At 72.1% G+C, this 17,699-nt stretch carries 13 protein-coding genes; 3 read left to right on the top strand and 10 right to left on the bottom strand.

What is annotated here, in order from left to right; all coding sequences use genetic code 11:
• Positions 1-15 precede the first annotated feature (15 nt).
• Positions 16-612, bottom strand: coding sequence for a M48 family metallopeptidase (locus ACFVH5_RS16910; protein ID WP_248777468.1), 597 nt, complete (start codon positions 610-612; stop codon positions 16-18).
• A 229-nt stretch (positions 613-841) separates the two neighbouring features.
• On the opposite strand from ACFVH5_RS16910, the gene ACFVH5_RS16905 reads away from it, so the two are divergent.
• Both ACFVH5_RS16905 and ACFVH5_RS16900 read left to right on the top strand, forming a co-directional pair.
• A complete protein-coding gene (locus ACFVH5_RS16905; protein WP_385834458.1) occupies positions 842-2,035 on the top strand; it encodes a ThiF family adenylyltransferase in 1,194 nt (397 codons plus the stop codon).
• Positions 2,028-3,470 carry an ABC1 kinase family protein gene (locus ACFVH5_RS16900; protein WP_385834456.1) on the top strand — a complete coding sequence of 481 codons (1,443 nt, stop codon included), beginning with the start codon at positions 2,028-2,030 and terminating at the stop codon, positions 3,468-3,470. Before ACFVH5_RS16905 ends, ACFVH5_RS16900 begins: the two co-directional genes overlap by 8 nt.
• Positions 3,471-3,650: 180 nt before the next feature.
• On the opposite strand, the gene ACFVH5_RS16895 is transcribed toward ACFVH5_RS16900, so the two are convergent.
• From ACFVH5_RS16895 to ACFVH5_RS16880, 4 genes are all read right to left on the bottom strand, one after another.
• Entirely contained in the window at positions 3,651-3,974 is a 324-nt protein-coding gene (locus ACFVH5_RS16895) for a hypothetical protein (protein WP_189769140.1), read from the bottom strand.
• Entirely contained in the window at positions 3,971-4,339 is a 369-nt protein-coding gene (locus ACFVH5_RS16890; protein ID WP_384804485.1) for a WhiB family transcriptional regulator, read from the bottom strand. Before ACFVH5_RS16890 ends, ACFVH5_RS16895 begins: the two co-directional genes overlap by 4 nt.
• Before the next feature lie 175 nt (positions 4,340-4,514).
• Positions 4,515-4,829, bottom strand: coding sequence for a hypothetical protein (locus tag ACFVH5_RS16885; RefSeq protein ID WP_385834455.1), 315 nt, complete (start codon positions 4,827-4,829; stop codon positions 4,515-4,517).
• Positions 4,830-4,991: 162 nt separating this feature from the next.
• Positions 4,992-7,223 (bottom strand): ATP-dependent DNA helicase UvrD2, encoded by a 2,232-nt coding sequence (locus ACFVH5_RS16880; protein ID WP_385834454.1) that lies wholly within the window; start codon positions 7,221-7,223, stop codon positions 4,992-4,994.
• Positions 7,224-7,419: 196 nt separating this feature from the next.
• Between ACFVH5_RS16880 and ACFVH5_RS16875 the strand changes: the two genes are divergently transcribed.
• Entirely contained in the window at positions 7,420-7,662 is a 243-nt protein-coding gene (locus tag ACFVH5_RS16875; protein WP_384804491.1) for a mycoredoxin, read from the top strand.
• A gap of 31 nt (positions 7,663-7,693) precedes the next feature.
• Here the strand turns inward: ACFVH5_RS16875 and nudC are convergent, their stop codons facing one another.
• The 5 genes from nudC to ACFVH5_RS16850 all read right to left on the bottom strand — a co-directional run bounded on the left by nudC (position 7,694) and on the right by ACFVH5_RS16850 (position 17,672).
• Positions 7,694-8,641 (bottom strand): NAD(+) diphosphatase, encoded by a 948-nt coding sequence (gene nudC, locus ACFVH5_RS16870; RefSeq protein ID WP_199854922.1) that lies wholly within the window; start codon positions 8,639-8,641, stop codon positions 7,694-7,696.
• Positions 8,642-8,735: 94 nt separating this feature from the next.
• Positions 8,736-10,139 (bottom strand): dipeptidase, encoded by a 1,404-nt coding sequence (locus tag ACFVH5_RS16865; RefSeq protein ID WP_385834453.1) that lies wholly within the window; start codon positions 10,137-10,139, stop codon positions 8,736-8,738.
• A gap of 10 nt (positions 10,140-10,149) precedes the next feature.
• Positions 10,150-13,677, bottom strand: coding sequence for a UvrD-helicase domain-containing protein (locus ACFVH5_RS16860; RefSeq protein ID WP_385834452.1), 3,528 nt, complete (start codon positions 13,675-13,677; stop codon positions 10,150-10,152).
• A 216-nt stretch (positions 13,678-13,893) separates the two neighbouring features.
• A complete protein-coding gene (locus ACFVH5_RS16855) occupies positions 13,894-17,454 on the bottom strand; it encodes a UvrD-helicase domain-containing protein (RefSeq protein WP_385834451.1) in 3,561 nt (1,186 codons plus the stop codon).
• Positions 17,451-17,672 (bottom strand): hypothetical protein, encoded by a 222-nt coding sequence (locus tag ACFVH5_RS16850; RefSeq protein ID WP_385834450.1) that lies wholly within the window; start codon positions 17,670-17,672, stop codon positions 17,451-17,453. The genes ACFVH5_RS16855 and ACFVH5_RS16850 overlap by 4 nt, the downstream gene beginning before the upstream one ends.
• Positions 17,673-17,699: the final 27 nt, after the last annotated feature.

The raw sequence follows: 17,699 nt of genomic DNA, 5'->3' as shown, positions 1-17,699 counted from the left end.
GCCGTCAGCCGCGTCTCACTCGCCGCGCGCCGCGGGCAGGTGGGGCAGCCGGTCGGCGGCGACCACTCCTTCGAGATAGCCGCGGGCCCGCTCGGTGCGCGGATAGGCCTCCAGGAGTCGCCAGAAATCGGCTCCGTGGCCCGGCACGAGCAGATGCGCGAGCTCATGGACGAGGACGTAGTCGACGACGTACTCGGGCATGCCCTGCAGCCGGTGCGAGAGTCGGATACTGCCCTCGGCCGGGGTGCACGAGCCCCAGCGCGTGTTCTGATTGGTGACCCAGCGCACCGACGTGGGCCGGGCCCGGCCGTCGAAGTACAGCTCGGAGAGCCGTGCGGCACGCTCGGAGAGCTCCGTGTCGCCGAGCACCCGCTTGTTCTCCTGGGCGGCCAGCTTGTCGAGCATGACGGTGACCCAGCGCTGCTCCTCCGCCTCGGACATCCGGGCGGGAATGAGCACGACGGTGCGATCGCCCTCGCGGTACGCGGAGACCGTTCTGCGCCGTCGCGCGCTCCTGCGGACCTCGATCGCGCTCGCCCCCGAGCCGCTGGGCGGCTGGCTCGTCGTGCTGCGCTGTGGGTTTCCGGCACGGTGCAGTGGGTCGGCGGGCACGCCCCGACGTTACCCGTTGCGCATGGTGGAAGTCCCGTCTCCGGTACGCATCGATGCCGAACCGCACCCCACGCGCTCGATTTGTATGACGAACATCCACCGCCTGTGGATAACTTTCGGCACGCGCCGGGCAATGCGGGCATCCTGGCATTCGGCCGACGGAGCGGGACGAACTCCGCCGGCACGCCGGGACACCGGGACGACAACGGGGACGTACGGGGGGCGCTGCATGCATCCGATGGTGAAGCCCGCGCTGCGGCGCGGCTGGCGGGATCTGAACACCGTGCAGTTCGGGATGGCTCCCGCGCACGCGATGGTGCTCGGCCCGGTGGACACGGCGACGGGCAGCCTCCTGACCTTGTTCGACGGAACACGCGGGCTGCCGCTGCTGCGCGACGAGGGACGCCGGATGGGCCTGCCCGACGGCCATGTCGACGGTCTGGTGGAGCGGCTGTCCCGGGCCGGACTGCTGGACGACGCGACGGGCGGCGGCCCGGCCGCCGACGCCCTGCGCGGAAAACCGGCCGTCCTGGACCGGCTCCGGCCCGACGCCGCCTCGCTCTCCCTCGTCGCTCCCGATCCGGGCGAGGCCATGCGCCGGCTGGCGGCCCGCCACGCACTGCGCGTTCAGGTACGGGGCGCGGGCAGGGTCGGGACCGTCCTGGCCGCGGCGCTGGCGGGCGCGGGCGTCGGCCGGGTCGATGTACAGGACGGCGGCTGCGTCGAACCCTGGGACGTGGCGCCGGGCGGACTGACCGTGGAGTCCGTCGGCGAGCGCAGGGACGAGGCCGCACGGCGCGCGGTGCGCAGAGCGGCCCCCGGCCGGCCGGTCCGCCGAGGAGGCACCGCATCCGCTCCCGGGCAGGACGACCCGGGCTACTCCCTGGTGATCGTCGCGCCCCGGGACGGCCTCGCCGTCCACGCGCCCGATCCGGCGGTCTTCGAGCCGCTGATCGACTCCGGTACGCCACATCTCTTCGCCGGGGTCGTGGAGGGGACGGGCGTCGTCGGCCCGCTGGTCCTGCCCGGAGAGACCTCCTGCGTGGGCTGTCTGGACCTGGGACGCACCGACCGGGATCCCGCCTGGCCCCGCCTTCTCGCACAATGGCGCTCCGGGCGGCCCCGCCAGGTTCCGGCGTGCGATCTGACCCTGGCGGCCACCGTCGCGGGACTGGCCGCGGGGCACGCGCTGGCCTTCCTGGACGGGGGGCTACCGTCGAGTGCGGGAACCCGCTGGGAGGTCTCGGTCCCCGGTTTCGACTGGCACGCCCGCCCGGTGTGGCAGCATCCCGCATGCCCCTGCGGGCCCGGGGAGAAAGGTAAGGGGGAGCAGACCTCGGAAGACGAAGGGCCGCACGAGACAATGGCCGGGCAACAGCCGCACGCGGCACGGCTGTCCGGTACTTGGAGGGCGCATGTCTGATCTTCCCCGGAAGGCGGTCACCCGGACCGCCAAGCTCGCCGCGCTTCCGCTCGGCTTCGCCGGGCGCGCCACCTGGGGACTCGGCAAACGGATCGGCGGCAAGTCCGCGGAGCTCGTGGGCCGCGAGCTGCAGCAGCGGACGGCCGAGCAGCTGTTCAAGGTGCTCGGCGAGCTCAAGGGCGGCGCCATGAAGTTCGGGCAGGCCATGTCCGTCTTCGAGTCGGCTCTTCCCGAGGAGGTCGCGGGCCCCTATCGCGCGGCGCTCACCAAGCTCCAGGAAGCGGCCCCGCCGATGCCGACGCGCACGGTGCACACCGTGCTGGCCGAGCGGCTCGGCGAGGACTGGCAGGACCTGTTCCTGGAATTCGAGGACAAACCAGCCGCGGCGGCCTCGATCGGACAGGTGCACCGGGCGGTCTGGCACGACGGCCGGCAGGTCGCGGTCAAGGTCCAGTACCCCGGGGCGGGCGAAGCCCTGCTGTCCGATCTGAACCAGCTGAGCCGTTTCGCCCGGCTGCTGGGGCCCCTGATCCCGGGCATGGACATCAAGCCACTCATCGCGGAACTGCGCGACCGGGTCTCCGAGGAGCTCGACTACGGCCTGGAGGCACAGGCGCAGCAGGCACACGCGGAGGAGTTCGCGGACGACCCGGATGTGCTGGTGCCGGCGGTGGTCCATCAGCGCGAGCAGGTGCTGGTGACGGAGTGGATCGACGGAACGCCTCTGTCCGAGGTGATCACCGACGGCACTCCGGAGGAGCGGGACCGGGCCGGTCAGCTCCTCGCCCGCTTCCTCTTCTCCGGCCCCTCCCGTACCGGCCTGCTGCACGCCGACCCGCACCCGGGTAACTTCCGCCTCGTGCCGGACGACAGTCCCGGCGGTTCCGGCGGTTCCGGCGGTTCCGGCAGTTCCGCCGACAGGAGCGGCTGGCGGCTGGGGGTCCTGGACTTCGGCACCGTGGACCGCCTGCCCGACGGGCTGCCGTCGACGATCGGTGAATCTCTCCGTATGACCCTCGACGGCGAGGCGGAGGCCGTCTACGAACTGCTCCGCGAGGAGGGCTTCGTCAGGGAGTCCATAGAACTGGATCCGGACGCCGTCCTCGACTACCTGCTCCCCATCATCGAACCGGCCCAGCTCGACGAGTTCACCTTCAGCCGGGGCTGGATGCGCAGCCAGGCGGCCCGGGTCGCCGACCCTCGCTCCCCCGCTCACCAGCTGGGCAAGCAGCTCAATCTGCCCCCGGCGTATCTGCTGATCCACCGAGTGACCCTGAGCACGATCGGCGTGCTGTGCCAGCTGGGAGCGACGGTCCGGCTGCGGCAGGAGCTCGAAGAGTGGCTTCCCGGCTTCCTGCCGGACGCGGAGCCGGATCTGGACACAGATCTGGAACTGGATCTGGATGAGGAGGAGGACTCGGCAGCCGGGGCCTGAGGTCTTCCCGCGCGTTCGCGGAGCGAAGTGACGGGAGGCGGCGGGAGGCGGCGGGAGACGACAGGAGCCGACAGGAGCCGACAGGAGCCGACAGGAGGCACAACGCACCGCGGGGGCCGGTCCGTTGGGACCGGCCCCCGCGATCAGCGGTTGTTCGTGCTGCCTCTCGGCCGGTGGGCCTTACTGCATGACCGCCATGGCCAGAGCGCGGCGGGCACGCAGCGACGCGCGCTCGGCGCGGCGCTGCATACGGCGGGCGACCACCAGGCGCATGGCCCGGCGTTCACGCTCCGCCTCCTGGATTCGCTCGTGCATATGCGCACGCGCGAGAGCTTCTGGAATGAGTTGCATCTCTCGGGTCCTGTTCTGACGCGAGTCGTTCGCGCCGGTGGCAGTGAAGTCTGGGATCGCGGAGCCGGTGGGCTCGCCGGTGGACGGCTTCATCGGGGCCTGTTTCTTGGGGTCGTGCGTCAGGGGGCGATCGATCGTTCCTGTGATGTTCATGCCGCAACCGGGTTCTTGCGCGGGCGGCCACGCGGCCGCTTCCGGGCGACAACGACACCCTGGACGAAGAGCTCGCCGCCCCAGACGCCCCAGGGCTCACGCCGCTCCTTGGCGCCGGCGAGGCAGGCCTCGACCAGCGGGCAGGTACGGCAGAGGGACTTGGCGTACTCGACATCGGCCGGCGACTCGGCGAAGAAGACCTCCGGGTCGTACGAACGGCAGGGGACGGGCACGCCGAGGTTCTCGATGGCGTCGTCGAGCGCGGTCAGCGCAGTGAGCGGGATCAAGGTGGAGTCCTCCGTGGAACCGGGCGGGGTGATCGTTTCGGAAGGCGGTACGGACGGGGCGTGCGCTTCGAGTTGCACGGTTGGTCTTCCTCGTCTGGTCGTGCCGGCCGGGTCGGCCGGTTGGCGGCTGGTACCGGGGTTTTTTCTTGTCCCGAGGCCCCTTCGCTCCGTCGTCCCCGGTCGGGGACAAACAGAAGGGCCGCGGATCCCGGGTGGGGTTCCGCGGCCCTGAAGGCGCCGGCCTGATCGTCGATCAGGCTGGATCACTCCAGGGGTCAGGCCCACGGAAGGCCCACATCGTGTGATGCGTCTGCTGGTTGGCTCCGGCACCGGCCGCCTCAAAGGCATAGGCCTTCGCCTGTGCCTCTACTGCTTCCAGTGCCTTCATCGGTCGCTCATTGCGCTCGCGGACAGGGAGTGTCGCGAGAGACACGGGGGACGCCGGCCGAATGGCAGCGATGCCGGACAGACCGGTGCCCAGGTTCGAGAAGCCGAGCAGGCACGTGGAGACGACCGAGCGATCGGTCATTTTGGCGGTGCTGGCGGAGCTGGTGGTGATGCTGATCACTGGAATCGCCTCCTCTCGGCGTCTCTGGGACCGGGCGAGCCGGTCCGTCGGTTGTTAAGTACAGCACGAAACCTGGGCCTTCGAGAAGGCCGCCGTTTCCGTGCTCTAGAACTTATGGGGATTGCTGGGGCATGCGCAAACTATTTTCTCGACGAGTTTGAATCATTCCTCGTCTTCACCGGTATCAGGCTCTTGACCTGCGCAGATGGCGAGTACGTCGGTTCCGTAGCGGTTGAGCTTGCGGGCGCGGACGCCCGGGATGCGGGCCAGCTCAACCGGAGTGGACGGCACCGCTTCCGCGATGGCCATCAGCGTCTTGTCCGTGAAGACGCAGAAATCCGGCTGCCCGCTCCCCTGCGCCTGGACCGCACGCCAGTCACGCAGCCGTTCGTAGAGCCCTTCATCCATGTCGGAGGGGCAGTCCTCGCAGCGCATCAGCTTCATCTCGCCGGCGTCGTTGAGGGTCCGACCGCAGACCCGGCAGCGGGCCGGGGTGCGGCTGGTCCGCCGGGGTGCGTCGGGGACGCTGCCCACGGCCCCGCGCTCGATGCCGCCGGGCCCGCCGGGGCCGGTCGCGCCCCTGCGGCCCGCGGTGGTGACGGAGCCGGGTCGCAGGCCGTCGAGGAAGCGGCTGGGCCGCCGGTTGGCGCGGCCACCGGGTGAGCGGGACTGCGACCAGGAGACGGAGAGGTGCTGTCTGGCGCGGGTGACACCGACGTAGAGGAGGCGGCGCTCCTCCTCGATCTGGTCGTCGGTCTTGGCGTAGGAGATCGGCATCATGCCCTCGGCGACGCCGACCAGGAAGACGACGTCCCACTCCAGGCCCTTGGCGGAGTGGAGGGAGGCGAGGGTGACGCCCTGGACGGTCGGGGCGTGCTGGGCGCCGGCGCGCTCTTCGAGTTCGGCCACGAGGTCGCCGAGGGTGGCGTCGGCCCGGGCGGCGGCGAAGTCCTGGGCGAGGTTCGCGAGGGCGGCGAGGGATTCCCAGCGCTCCCTGACGGCTCCGGAGCCCGCCGGTGGCTGGTGGGTCCAGCCGTCCCCGGACAGCACCGCCCGCACCTGCGAGGGCAGGTCGGGGGCGTCGTCGAGGAGTGAGTCGTTGCCCCCGAAGCGGGCCGCGCCGCGCAGGGCGTGGATGGCCCGCTTGACCTCGGGGCGGTCGAAGAAGCGCTCGGCTCCGCGCAGCTGGTAGGGCACGGCGACATCGGCGAGGGCCTGTTCGTAGATCTCCGACTGCGAGTTCGTACGGAAGAGGATCGCGATCTCGCTCGCGGGGGTGCCGGAGGCCATCAGGTCGCGGATGCGCCGGGCGGCGCCTTCGGCCTCGGCGGGCTCGTCGGCGTACTCCGCGTAGCCGGGCTCGGGGCCCGCGGCGCGCTGGGAGATCAGCTCCAGCCGGTGGTCCGCGGCGCGACCGCGGGCCTGGGCGAGCAGGCCGTTGGCGAGGTGGACCACCTGAGGGGTGGAGCGGTAGTCGCGGACGAGCTTGACGACCGTGGCGCCGGGGTGGCGGGTACGGAAGTCGAGGAGGTGGTCGGGGGTGGCGCCGGTGAACGAGTAGATGGTCTGGCTGGCGTCGCCGACGACGCAGAGGCTGTCGCGCTCGCCGAGCCACAGTTCCAGGAGGCGCTGCTGGAGGGGGCTGACGTCCTGGTACTCGTCGACCACGAAGTGCTGGTACTGGGCGCGGACCGCCTCCGCGATGTGGTGCTGGTCCTGAAGGATGCCGACGGTCAGCAGCAGGACGTCCTCGAAGTCGATGACGCCGCGGCCCCGCTTGATGTCCTCGTACGCCGCGTAGAGCTGTGCGATCTCGGCGCGGTCGCGGGGGGCCTCGCGGCCGGCCTTCACGGCCGCCGCCGCGTAGTCGGCGGGGATGGTCTGGGTGACCTTGGACCATTCGATCTCGGCGGTGACGTCCCGCAGTTCGCCTCGGTCGAGACGGATGCGGGAGGCGGCAGCGGCGTCGGCGACGAGCTGGATCTTGCGGTCGACGATGCGGGGCAGGCTGCCACCGACCGCTTTCGGCCAGAAGTACTGGAGCTGGCGCAGGGCGGCGGAGTGGAAGGTGCGGGCCTGGACCCCGGAGGCGCCGAGCTGGCGGAGACGGCCGCGCATCTCGCCCGCGGCCCGTGCGGTGAAGGTGACGGCGAGCACGCTGGAGGGCTGGAGGATCCCTGCCCGCACCCCGTAGGCGATGCGGTGGGTGATGGCACGGGTCTTGCCCGTGCCGGCTCCCGCGAGCACGCAGACCGGGCCGTGCAGGGCGGTGGCGACCTCACGCTGCTCGGGGTCGAGCCCTTCGAGCACCGCGTCGGCCCCACTCGGCGGTGCCGGGTACTGAGAGCCGTGGGTGCCCTGCGGGAAAAGGGTGGAGTGCGATGCTGCTGTCACCCCGCCATGCTGCCAGGTCGGCCGGGACGGATGCGCCGGTTGTCCACAGGCAGCCGCCTGCAGTCGTACTAATACGGCAGGCGCCGCCCGTCCCCGCGTCGCCCCTGCCCGCCCGCACACGGGAATGGCAGACCGGTCGCGTACGTTCCCCTCACTGCGAACACGCACCTCCCTGCAGCGAAGGAGCACGAGAGACATGCCGGGCACTGTGACGATGTACAGCACCACGTGGTGCGGCTACTGCCGTCGGCTGAAGAGCCAGATGGACCGCGAGGGCATCACGTACGACGAGATCAACATCGAGCACGACCCGGCGTCCGCGGAGTTCGTCGAGAAGGCGAACGGCGGAAACCAGACAGTTCCCACCGTCCTCTTCCCCGACGGCTCGACGCTGACGAACCCTTCGCTGGCCCAGGTGAAGCAGAAGATCGGCGCCTAGGACCTGTCCCCGGTCCCGGGCGTCGGCCGCCTCAGGTGGCCGCTCCGCGCGTCGGCAGGGGCTTGCCGTACCAGAGCTCGATCAGACGGGCCGCAATCGAGATGCCGTACGGAGGCAGGACCTCCCCGGACTCGAAGGCGGCCCGCAGGTCTTCGCGGGAGAACCAGCGCGCTTCCTCGATCTCCTCGCCGTCGACATTGATCTCCGCCGAGGTCGCGCGGGCCATGAAGCCCAGCATGAGGCTGGAGGGGAACGGCCAGGGCTGGCTGGCGACGTACTCGACCTCGCCGACGGTGATGCCTGCCTCCTCGAACACCTCGCGGCGGACCGACTGCTCGATGGACTCACCGGGCTCGACGAAGCCCGCGAGGGTGGAGAAGCGGCCTTCGGGCCAGTGCACCTGGCGGCCGAGCAGGATGCGGTCCTCGTTGTCCGTCACGGCCATGATCACGGCCGGGTCGGTGCGCGGGTAGTGCTCGGCACCGCAGGCGGGGCAGCGGCGGATGTGACCGGCCGCGGCGATCACCGTGCGTTCACCGCAGCGGGAGCAGAAGCGGTGCAGGCGCTGCCAGTTCTCCAGAGCGACCGCGTGCACCATGAGGCCGGCGTCACGGGGTGACAGGAGCAGGCCCGCCTCGCGCAGACCCGCCGCGCGCGCGGACTGGTCCATACGGCCGGGCAGGGTGTCCTTCTGGAGGGCGAAGTAGCTCACGCCGTCGTCGTCGGTGCCGAGGAAGTAGCGGTGCGCCTCGGTGAGGGGCGCTTCGAAGGACGGGGTCATGACGAGTTCGGTGGTGCCGTCGGGCGTCTCGTCGATGAGGACCTGACCGCCGGAGACCACGAAGGCCCGGGTGGTGGGGTGGCTCCACGCCGCGGCGAGCCAGGCCTCGTCGAGCCGGTGGTGGGCGGCCCGGTCGATGCCGCTCGGGGCGGTGAGCGAGATGGGACGGTCGGCGGTGCGGTCGGTCCAGGTGGTCACGGGTGCTTCCAACTCCCCCGGTGAAACGGTTGGTTCGGCGGGCTGTTCAGCCGGATGTCCGGTTGTACGGCAGGACGGGTGCGGCGGGGCTTCTTCAGTGTGCATCTCGCCAGTTCCGGGCCAGATCGCCCCACAGGTAGGCGGAGGTCTCGACGCCTTTGAGGAGGAGGTCGAGTTCGACCTTCTCGTTCGGGGCGTGCCAGCCGTCGGACGGGACCGAGATGCCGAGGAACAGCACCGGGGCGGCGAGGACGTCCTGGAGGTCCGCGGCGGGCCCCGATCCGCCCTCGCGGGTGAAGCGGATCTCCTTCTCGAAGGCTCGGCCCATGGCGCGTACGACGGACTGCAGGGCGGGATGGTCAAGCGGTGTGAGGCACGGGCGCGTGGCGGCGCCGAAGGTGATCTCGTGGCGGATCCCGGCGGGCAGCTGCTCGGCGGCCCAGGCGCGGACGGCCTTCTCGATGTGGTCGGGGTCCTGTCCGGCGACGAGCCGGAAGGAGAGTTTGACCATCGCCGAGGACGGGACGATCGTCTTGTTGCCGGGGCCCTGGTAGCCCCCGCCGATGCCGTTGACTTCGGCGGTCGGGCGGGCCCAGACGCGCTCCAGGGTGGTGTGGCCGCTCTCTCCGTGCGTGGCCGTGGACCGGGCGGTGCGCAGCCAGCGCTCCTCGTCGAAGGGCAGCTCGGCGAAGAGCTCCCGCTCGCGGTCGGTGAGTTCGGTGATGCCTTCGTAGAACCCGGGGATCGCCACGCGCGCGTGCTCGTCGTGCAGGGCGGCGACGAGGCGGGCGACGGCGGTGGCCGGATTGGGCACGGCGCCGCCGAAGGAGCCGGAGTGGATGTCCTGGTCGGGCCCGTACAGCTGGATCTCGCACTCGGCGAGGCCGCGCATGCCGGTGCACACCGTGGGGGTGTCCTCGGACCACATGCCGGTGTCGGAGACGATCACCGCGTCGGCGGTCAGCCGGTCCTTGCGGGCTTCGACGAGGTCACGGAAGTGCGGGGAGCCGGACTCCTCCTCGCCCTCGATCAGCAGCTTCAGATGGACCGCGGGGCTCGTGCGGCCCGTGGCGGCGAGGTGGGCCCGGACACCGAGTGTGTGGAAGAACACCTGCCCCTTGTCGTCGGCGGCCCCGCGCGCGTGGAGTCGGTTTCCGCGGACGACGGGCTCGAAGGGGTCGGTGTCCCAGCCGTCCTCGCGGGCGGCGGGCTGTACGTCGTGGTGGCCGTAGACGAGGACCGTGGGCGCCTGCGGGTGGTCCGAGGGCCATTCGGCGAAGACCGCGGGTGCGCCGGGGGTCGACCAGACCTCGCAGGTCGGGAAGCCCGTCTCCCGCAGTTTCGCGGCGAGCCAGTCGGCGCTGCGCCGTACGTCCGCGGCGTGCTCGGGCTGGGCCGAGACGGACGGGATGCGCAGCCATTCGGCGAGGTCGTCGAGGAAGGCTGCGCGGTGCTGCTCGGTGTACGCGCGGACGGCGCTGTCCGGAGTCTTGCTCATGGTCACGAGCCTATCCGTCCACGCGCGCGTGCTGGTCCGGCGGTTCGTCGGGAACCCCTTCGGGTGGTTCTTCCAGGAGGAGGCGTTCCAGCGCGGCCCGGTCCGGCAGGCTCTTGGGGCGTACGACCTCGCCGCTGCGCACGTACAGGAAGGCGGCCCGTACGGATTCCAGCGGGACGCCGCGCTGCTCGGCCCAGGCGAGCCGGTAGACGGCGAGCTGGAGCGGGTCGGCGGTGCGGGTGCGGCTGGTCTTCCAGTCGACGATCTCGTACGTCGTCGTCGCCCGCCCGGCTCCGTGCTCGTCGGCCCCTTCCCTGTGAGCCCCTTTTTCGTAAACCTCTTCCTTGTAGACCGCGTCGATCCGGCCCCGTACGACGCGGCCGGCGATGGCGAGCTGGAAGGGGGTCTCGACCCGGTAGGGCGTGCGGTGGGCGTAGGGGGTGCGGTCGAAGGCGTCCTTGAGGGCTTCCAGGTCGCGTTCGTCGGCGATCTCGGCCTCACTGCCGGGCAGGTCCTCCGGCTCCAGCATCGGGAGGCGCAGCTCTTCGAAGCGGGCCTCGACCCAGGCGTGGAAGCGGGTGCCGCGGCGGGCGGCGGGCTGGGGCGGGCGCGGCATGGGGCGCGCCAGTTCCTGGGCGAACCCTTCCGGGTCGGCGGCCAGCCGCAGCAGCTGGGACGCGGTCAGGGAGGCCGGCAGGGGGACGTCCGTGACGCTCTCGCGGGCGCGCAGGAGCTCCCCGGTGAGGGCGTCGAGGTCGCGGTCCCAGGAGGCGATGGTGCGGGCTTCCTCCAGGGTGAGGCGCGAGGTCTCGGGAGGGTGCGCGCGGGCGTCCGGGGCGGGGCTGGGGTGCGGGACTGTCGGGCGGTCGGGGGTCACCGGGCGCTCCGGGGTCCACGCGTCCCAGTCGTCCGGGGCCTCGTCCTTGAAATCGGCCTCTTCGTAAGGAGGCTCGTCCTCCTCCGGCGGTGGCCAGTCCGGGTCGTCGTACGGGCCCGGGTCGTCGTGAGCGGAGGGGTGGGCCGTCTCGTGGGAGTGGCCGGACTCCAGGTAGGCCAGCACCGTCCGTGCGGCCTCGCGGCGGCGGGCCATCGCCAGGTCGTCGAGCGGGAGCGGCCAGGCGTGGTCGCCACCGGCCGCCAGCAGCGCGGGGTTCTCCTCGTCCTCCTCGGGTTCGTCCTCCCAGGCCTCGATCTCGCCGTGCCCGGCCGCGCAGTGCTCGTACAGGGCGTGCAGGAAGTCGGAGGGGCCGCGGGGCTTCTTCTGGGAGGGGCCCCACCAGTGGCCGGAGCCGAGCAGCAGGGAGCGGGGGCGGGTGAAGGTGACGTAGCCGAGGCGGAGTTCCTCGGTGTGCTGGTGCTCCTTCATGGCCTCGTGGAAGGCCTTCATGCTGCGGGAGTCCCAGGCGTCGATGTCGGGCAGGGTGTCGGCGTCGCCGCGCAGTTGGTGCGGGAGGACCTTGCCCTGGGCGGTCCATTTCTCGCGGCCCTGGCCGCTGGGGAACGTGCCGGTGACGAGTCCCGGGACCACGACGACGTCCCATTCCAGGCCCTTGGACTTGTGCGCGGTGAGCACCTTGACGGTGTTCTCGCCGCCCGGCAGGGCGTTGTCCAGGCCCTTCTCATATTGGGCCGCGGTCCGAAGGAAGCCGAGGAAGGCGAGCAGGCTGGCCTCGCCCTCGTTCGCGGCGAAGGAGGCGGCGACGTCCAGGAAGTTGGACAGGGTCTCGCGGCGGCGGGCGGCCAGCGCGTGCGGGGACGCGGAGAGCTCCACCTCCAGGCCCGTGGTGGCCAGCACCCGGTGCAGGACGTCCATGAGCGGGTCGGCGAGCGAGCGGCGCAGATCGCGCAGTTCGGTGGCGAGGCGCGCGAACCGTACGCGGGCGTCGGCCGAGAACGGCAGCCCGTCGTCGTCCCCGTCATCGCCGAGGGGTGTCTCCAGGAAGGTGTCGAGGGCGTCCGCGAGGGAGATCACCTCGGCCGGGTCGACGCCTTCGACGGCTGCGGCGAGCCGCAGGTCGGGGTCGTCGTCGGCGCCCACGCGTGCGTGGGACACGAGCAGCCGGGCGCGGCGGCCCAGGAGGGCGAGGTCGCGGGGGCCGATGCGCCAGCGCGGTCCGGTGAGCAGACGGACCAGTGAGGCGTTGGCCCCGGGGTCCTGGAGGACCTCGCAGACGGCGACCAGGTCGGCGACCTCGGGCAGGTGCAGCAGCCCGGAGAGTCCGACGACCTCCACCGGGATGTCGCGGGCGACGAGCGCGCCCTGGATCTGGGCGAAGTCGGTCGCGGTGCGGCACAGGACGGCGATCTCACCGGGGGCCTTGCCGGTGCGTACGAGATGGGCGATGGAGTCGGCGAGCCAGTCCATCTCCTCGGCGTGGGTACGCAGCAGGGCGCAGCGGACCATGCCGTCGCGCTCGGCGCCGGGGGCGGGGCGGAGGGCCTCCACGCCCGCGTGCATGGCGCGCAGGGGCTCCGCGAGGCCGTTGGCGAGGTCGAGGAGGCGGCCTCCGCTGCGGCGGTTCTCGCTGAGCGACTGGCGGGTCGCCGGGCGCCCGTCGGCGTGCGCGAAGTGTTCGGGGAAGTCGTCGAGGTTGGCCACGGAGGCGCCGCGCCAGCCGTAGATGGCCTGGCAGGGGTCGCCGACGGCGGTCACCGGGTGGCCCGTGCCGGCGCCGAACAGACCGGCCAGGAGGATGCGCTGGGCCACGGACGTGTCCTGGTACTCGTCCAGGAGGACGACCCGGAACTCGTCGCGCAGGATGCCGCCGACCTCGGAGCGGGTGCGGGCGAGGGTCGCCGAGAGGGCGATCTGGTCGCCGAAGTCGAGGAGGTCGCGCTCGCGCTTGGCCTTCCTGTAGCGGCTCACCAGCTCGGTCAGTTCACGTCGGGCGGCGGCGGTCTCCGGGACCTTGCGCAGGTCGGCATTGCTGAGCTTGGCGCCCTCCAGCTCGTGCAGCAGCCGTGCGTCGTACGCGCGCAGCTCCTCGGGCTGTACGAGGTGTTCAGCCAGCTCGGAGTCGAGGGTGAGGAGGTCGCCGACCAGGTCGGGGAAGGAGCGAGTGAGCGCGGGGTAGGGGCCCGGTGCCTCGCGCAGGACCCGGGCGGCCAGCTGGTAGCGCGTGGCGTCGGCGAGGAGGCGCGCGGTGGGTTCGAGTCCGATGCGCAGCCCGTGATCGGTCAGGAGGCGGCCGGCGAAGGCGTGGTAGGTGGAGATCACCGGTTCGCCCGGCGGGTTGTCCGGGTCGATCACGTCCGGGTCGGTGACTCCGGCCTTGATCAGGGCCTTCCGTACGCGCTCGGCGAGTTCGCCGGCCGCCTTGTTGGTGAACGTCAGGCCCAGGACCTGCTCGGGGGCGACCTGTCCGGTGCCGACCAGCCACACCACGCGCGCGGCCATCACCGTAGTCTTGCCGGACCCGGCTCCGGCCACGATCACCTGCGGGGCGGGCGGGGCGACGATGCAGGCCGTCTGTTCCGGGGTGAACGGGATGCCGAGGAGCTCCTTGAGCTGCTCGGGATCGGAGATACGGGCTGGCACGTCAGAGAGGCTAGTCGCGCCCACTGACAGTCGGTGCCGATTCGACGGCGGGGCCGAAGGATGCGCAGGTCAGCACACGTGGTGCTGTATGTCACTTCGCGGCGCTTCGTACACGGCAGACACCCTTTGGAGCGGATTGCCGCGGACACTTCGGCGCGGATCGCAGCAGATGCGGCGGACACCCCGCGGACGGCTGCCCGGGGTCACCATGTCCCGTCACTCGACGACGTGACGTCCTTCCGGGCGGGCGCTGCACGAGGCCCGGAACGCGCAGTGCGTGCAGTGCTGGCCGGTCGTCGGCGTGAACCGTTCGTCGAGGACCTTGCCCGCGGCGGTGGCGAGGAGGTCGCCGACCCACTCCCCCTCCAGCGGCTCCTGGGCCTGCACCTTGGGCAGGGTCTCGCCCCCGTCCTTCTTGGGGGCGCCCTGGCGCAACTGGACGAGCTCGGCGCCGCCGGGCTCGGGGCGTTCGCCGTCGAAGGCCTCGTCCACGGCGCCCTCGCTGACGGCGAGCTGGTAGACGGCGAGCTGCGGGTGATGGGCCACGTCAGCGGCGCTCGGTGCCTGCTTGCCGGTCTTGAAGTCGACCACATAGGCGCGGCCCTCGGCGTCCCGCTCGACGCGGTCCATGGAGCCGCGGATGCGGACTTCGTAGGAGCCCGCTTCGAGGGTGACGTCGAAGTCGTGCTCGCTGGCCACCGGAGTGCGTTCGGCGCGGTCCATGACATGCCACTTCAGGAAGCGTTCGAGCGCCACGCGCGCGTGCTCCTTCTCCTGGGCCGACTTCCAGGGCGCGTCGAAGGCGAGCGCCTCCCACACGGAGTCGAGCCGCTCCATGAGGACGGCGAGGTCGGCGGGAGTGCGGCCGGAGGCGACCTCGTCCGCCAGGACGTGCACCACGTTGCCGAAGCCCTGGGCGGCGGTCGCGGGGGCGTCCGCCTTCACCTCGCGGCCCAGGAACCACTGCAGGGCGCAGGTGTTGGCGAGCTGGTCGAGGGCGCTGCCGGAGAGCACGACGGGATGGTCGCGGTCGCGCAGCGGCACCTTGCTCTCGGTGGGTTCGTACATGCCCCACCAGCGGTAGGGGTGCGCGGACGGCACCAGGGGGCGGCCGTCCTCGTCGCCGAGCGCGGCGAGTCTGCCCAGGCGGCGGGCCGCCGCCTCCCTGAGGGTGGCCGAGACGCGGGGGTCGACCGTGGTGGACCTCAGTTCCGCGACGAGCGCGGCGACGGACAGGGGGCGGCGGGGGCGGCCCGTTATGTCCTTGGGCTCCGTGCCGAGTTCGGTGAGGAAGCGGGACGGCTGATCGCCGTCGTCCGCGGGGGCCTTCACTGCGGTGACGACGAGCCGTTCACGCGCGCGTGTGGCGGCCACGTAGAACAGGCGGCGTTCTTCGGAGAGGAGCGCTCCGGGGGTGAGCGGCTCCGCGAGACCGTCCCGTCCGATGCGGTCCGCCTCCAGGAGGGAACCGCGACGGCGCAGGTCGGGCCACAGTCCCTCCTGGACGCCCGCGACGACGACCAGGCGCCATTCCAGGCCCTTGGAGCGGTGCGCGGTCATCAGACGTACGGCGTCGGGGCGCACGGCCCTTCGGGTGAGCGTGTCGGCGGCGATGTCCTGGGCGTCGACCTCCTCCAGGAAGTTGAGGGCGCCTCGGCCGCCGGTGCGTTCCTCGGCACGGGCCGCGGTCGCGAACAGCGCGCACACGGCGTCGAGGTCGCGGTCCGCGTTGCGGCCGGCCGCGCCGCCGCGCCGGGCGGCCCGCTCCAGGCGCTGCGGCCAGGGCGTACCGTCCCACAGCTCCCAGAGCGCCTCCTCGGCCGTGCCGCCGCCTGCCAGGCGTTCCCTTGCCTTGCGCAGGAGGGCGCCCAGGCGCTGGGCGCCGCGCGCGTACGAGGGGTCGTGGGCGACCAGCCGCTCGGGCTCGGCCAGGGCCCGTGTCAGCAGCTCGTCGGAGGGCGGCGGCACGTGGTTGCCCGCGGCGCGCTCCTCCTCGCGCAGGGCACGGCCCAGACGGCGCAGGTCCGCGGCGTCCATGCCGGCCAGCGGGGACGCGAGGAGGGTGAGCGCGGTCTCGACGTCGAGCCACGGCTTCTCCGGGACGGCCTGCTCCTCCTGGACGGACGGCTCCTCCCGGAGGGGCTGCTCCTGGAGGGGCTGCTCCTGGACGACTCGCTCCTCCGAGGTGGCCCGCTCCACTGGGCCGGACTGCTTCTCTGAGGCGGGTCCATCCGACGCCGCCTCGCCCGAGGTGGGCTCTTCGGAGAGGGGCCCTTCCGAAGTCGCCTCTGAAGTCGCGTCTCCGGAGGGAGTGATCTCAGGGGAAGAGGTCTCGGAGGAAGGGGGCTCGGCTGAAGGGCTCTCGCGGGCGGGCGGCTCCCCCAGTTCCGCCGCGGCCACCGCCTTGAGGGCCGTCAGCAAGGGCGTCACCGCCGGTTCGCGGCGCAGCGGCAGGTCGTCGCCGTCGATGTCGAGGGGGACGCCGGCCGCGGTGAGCGTGCGGCGGATCGTCGGGATGGTGCGGGAGCCGGCACGTACCAGGACGGCCATGTCCTTCCACGGAACGCCGTCCTCCAGGTGGGCACGGCGCAGGATGTCCGCGATGTTGTCCAGCTCCGTACCGGGGGTCGGGTACGTGTAGACCTCCACCTGACCGCCGTCCCGTACGGGGGCGAGTTCCCTGTGGGCGCGTACCTTCTCCGCCGGGAGGCGGGTCAGGGGCATGCGCTGGGTCAGCAGCCGGGTGGCCGCCAGCAGGCCCGCGCCCGACCTGCGGGACGTCCTCAGGACCTCGACCGGGGCCGGTGTGCCGTCCGCGCGCGGGAAGACGTCCGGGAACTCCAGGATGCCGTTCACGTCGGCGCCCCGGAACGCGTAGATCGACTGGTCGGGGTCGCCGAACGCCACCAGTGTGCGGCCACCGCCCGCGAGCGCGTCCAGGAGCCGCAGCTGTGCCGGATCGGTGTCCTGGTACTCGTCCACGAAGACGGCGTCGTACTGCTCGGCGAGCCGTTCGGCCACGCCGGGGCGCCGGGCGAGCAGCACCGCACGGTGCACCAGTTCCGCGTAGTCGAGCACTCCCTGCATGTCGAGCACGTCGAGGTACTCGGCGAGGAAGGCGGAGGCGGCCAGCCAGTCGGGGCGGCCGATGCGCCGGGCGAAGGTCTGCAGGGCGTCGGGGCCGAGGCCCAGTTCACGGCTGCGGGCGAGGACCGCGCGGACCTCGTCGGCGAAGCCGCGCGTCGTCAGGCACGCGCGCAGTTCGTCCGGCCAGCGCACATGGGCGAGACCGAGCCGCTCCAGGCCGGGCTGGCCCGCGAGCAGTTCCCGTACCGCCACGTCCTGTTCGGGGCCGGAGAGCAGCCGCATCGGTTCCACGAACAGATCGGTGTCCTGGTGGGCCCTCACCAGGGCGTAGCAGAAGGAGTGGAAGGTCGTCGCCCGGGGCGCGCGGGCCGCTCCTATGCGCAGCGCCATGCGGTCGCGCAGTTCCACGGCGGCCTTGCGGCTGAACGTCAGCACCAGGATGCGCTCGGGGTCCGCGCCGCGGGCGATCCGGGCCGCCACGGACTCGACGAGCGTGGTCGTCTTGCCGGTGCCCGGACCTGCGAGGACGAGCAGCGGGCCCCGCTCGTGGTCAACCGCCGCACGCTGGGCTGCGTCCAGCAGAGGGGGAGCCACCCGTACCGGCGGGGTACGCACCAGCCGGTAAGCGCCACGGGTCCCCTGTCGACCCTGGGGGTACGACAGGCGCCTGGTGGAGAAAGAGGAGCTCACGTGGTTCGCCGGTCCTGGTGGGTGTGCTGGGGATTGTCACTGTCGGCGCGGGACGCCGTCGGTGAGGGATCGTGCTCGGGCGACGGGTGGAAGATCGGCGGCGCGAGGCGGGCGGTGGCCGCGGGATGAACGGGACGCGTGCCGTCGACGCTACGCCGGTGGATGCCGTGGAAGCGGCGCTTCCCCGTGTTCCCTCCCGGCACCGGTGTCTCCCGCATCACGAACGTACGGCATGTCCCGGGCGT

It is taken from the genome of Streptomyces sp. NPDC127119, from assembly GCF_042677425.1.
GTDB lineage: Bacteria > Actinomycetota > Actinomycetes > Streptomycetales > Streptomycetaceae > Streptomyces.
The sequence above is the reverse complement of the archived record's forward strand: the minus strand, read 5'-3'. Positions and strand labels throughout refer to the sequence as shown.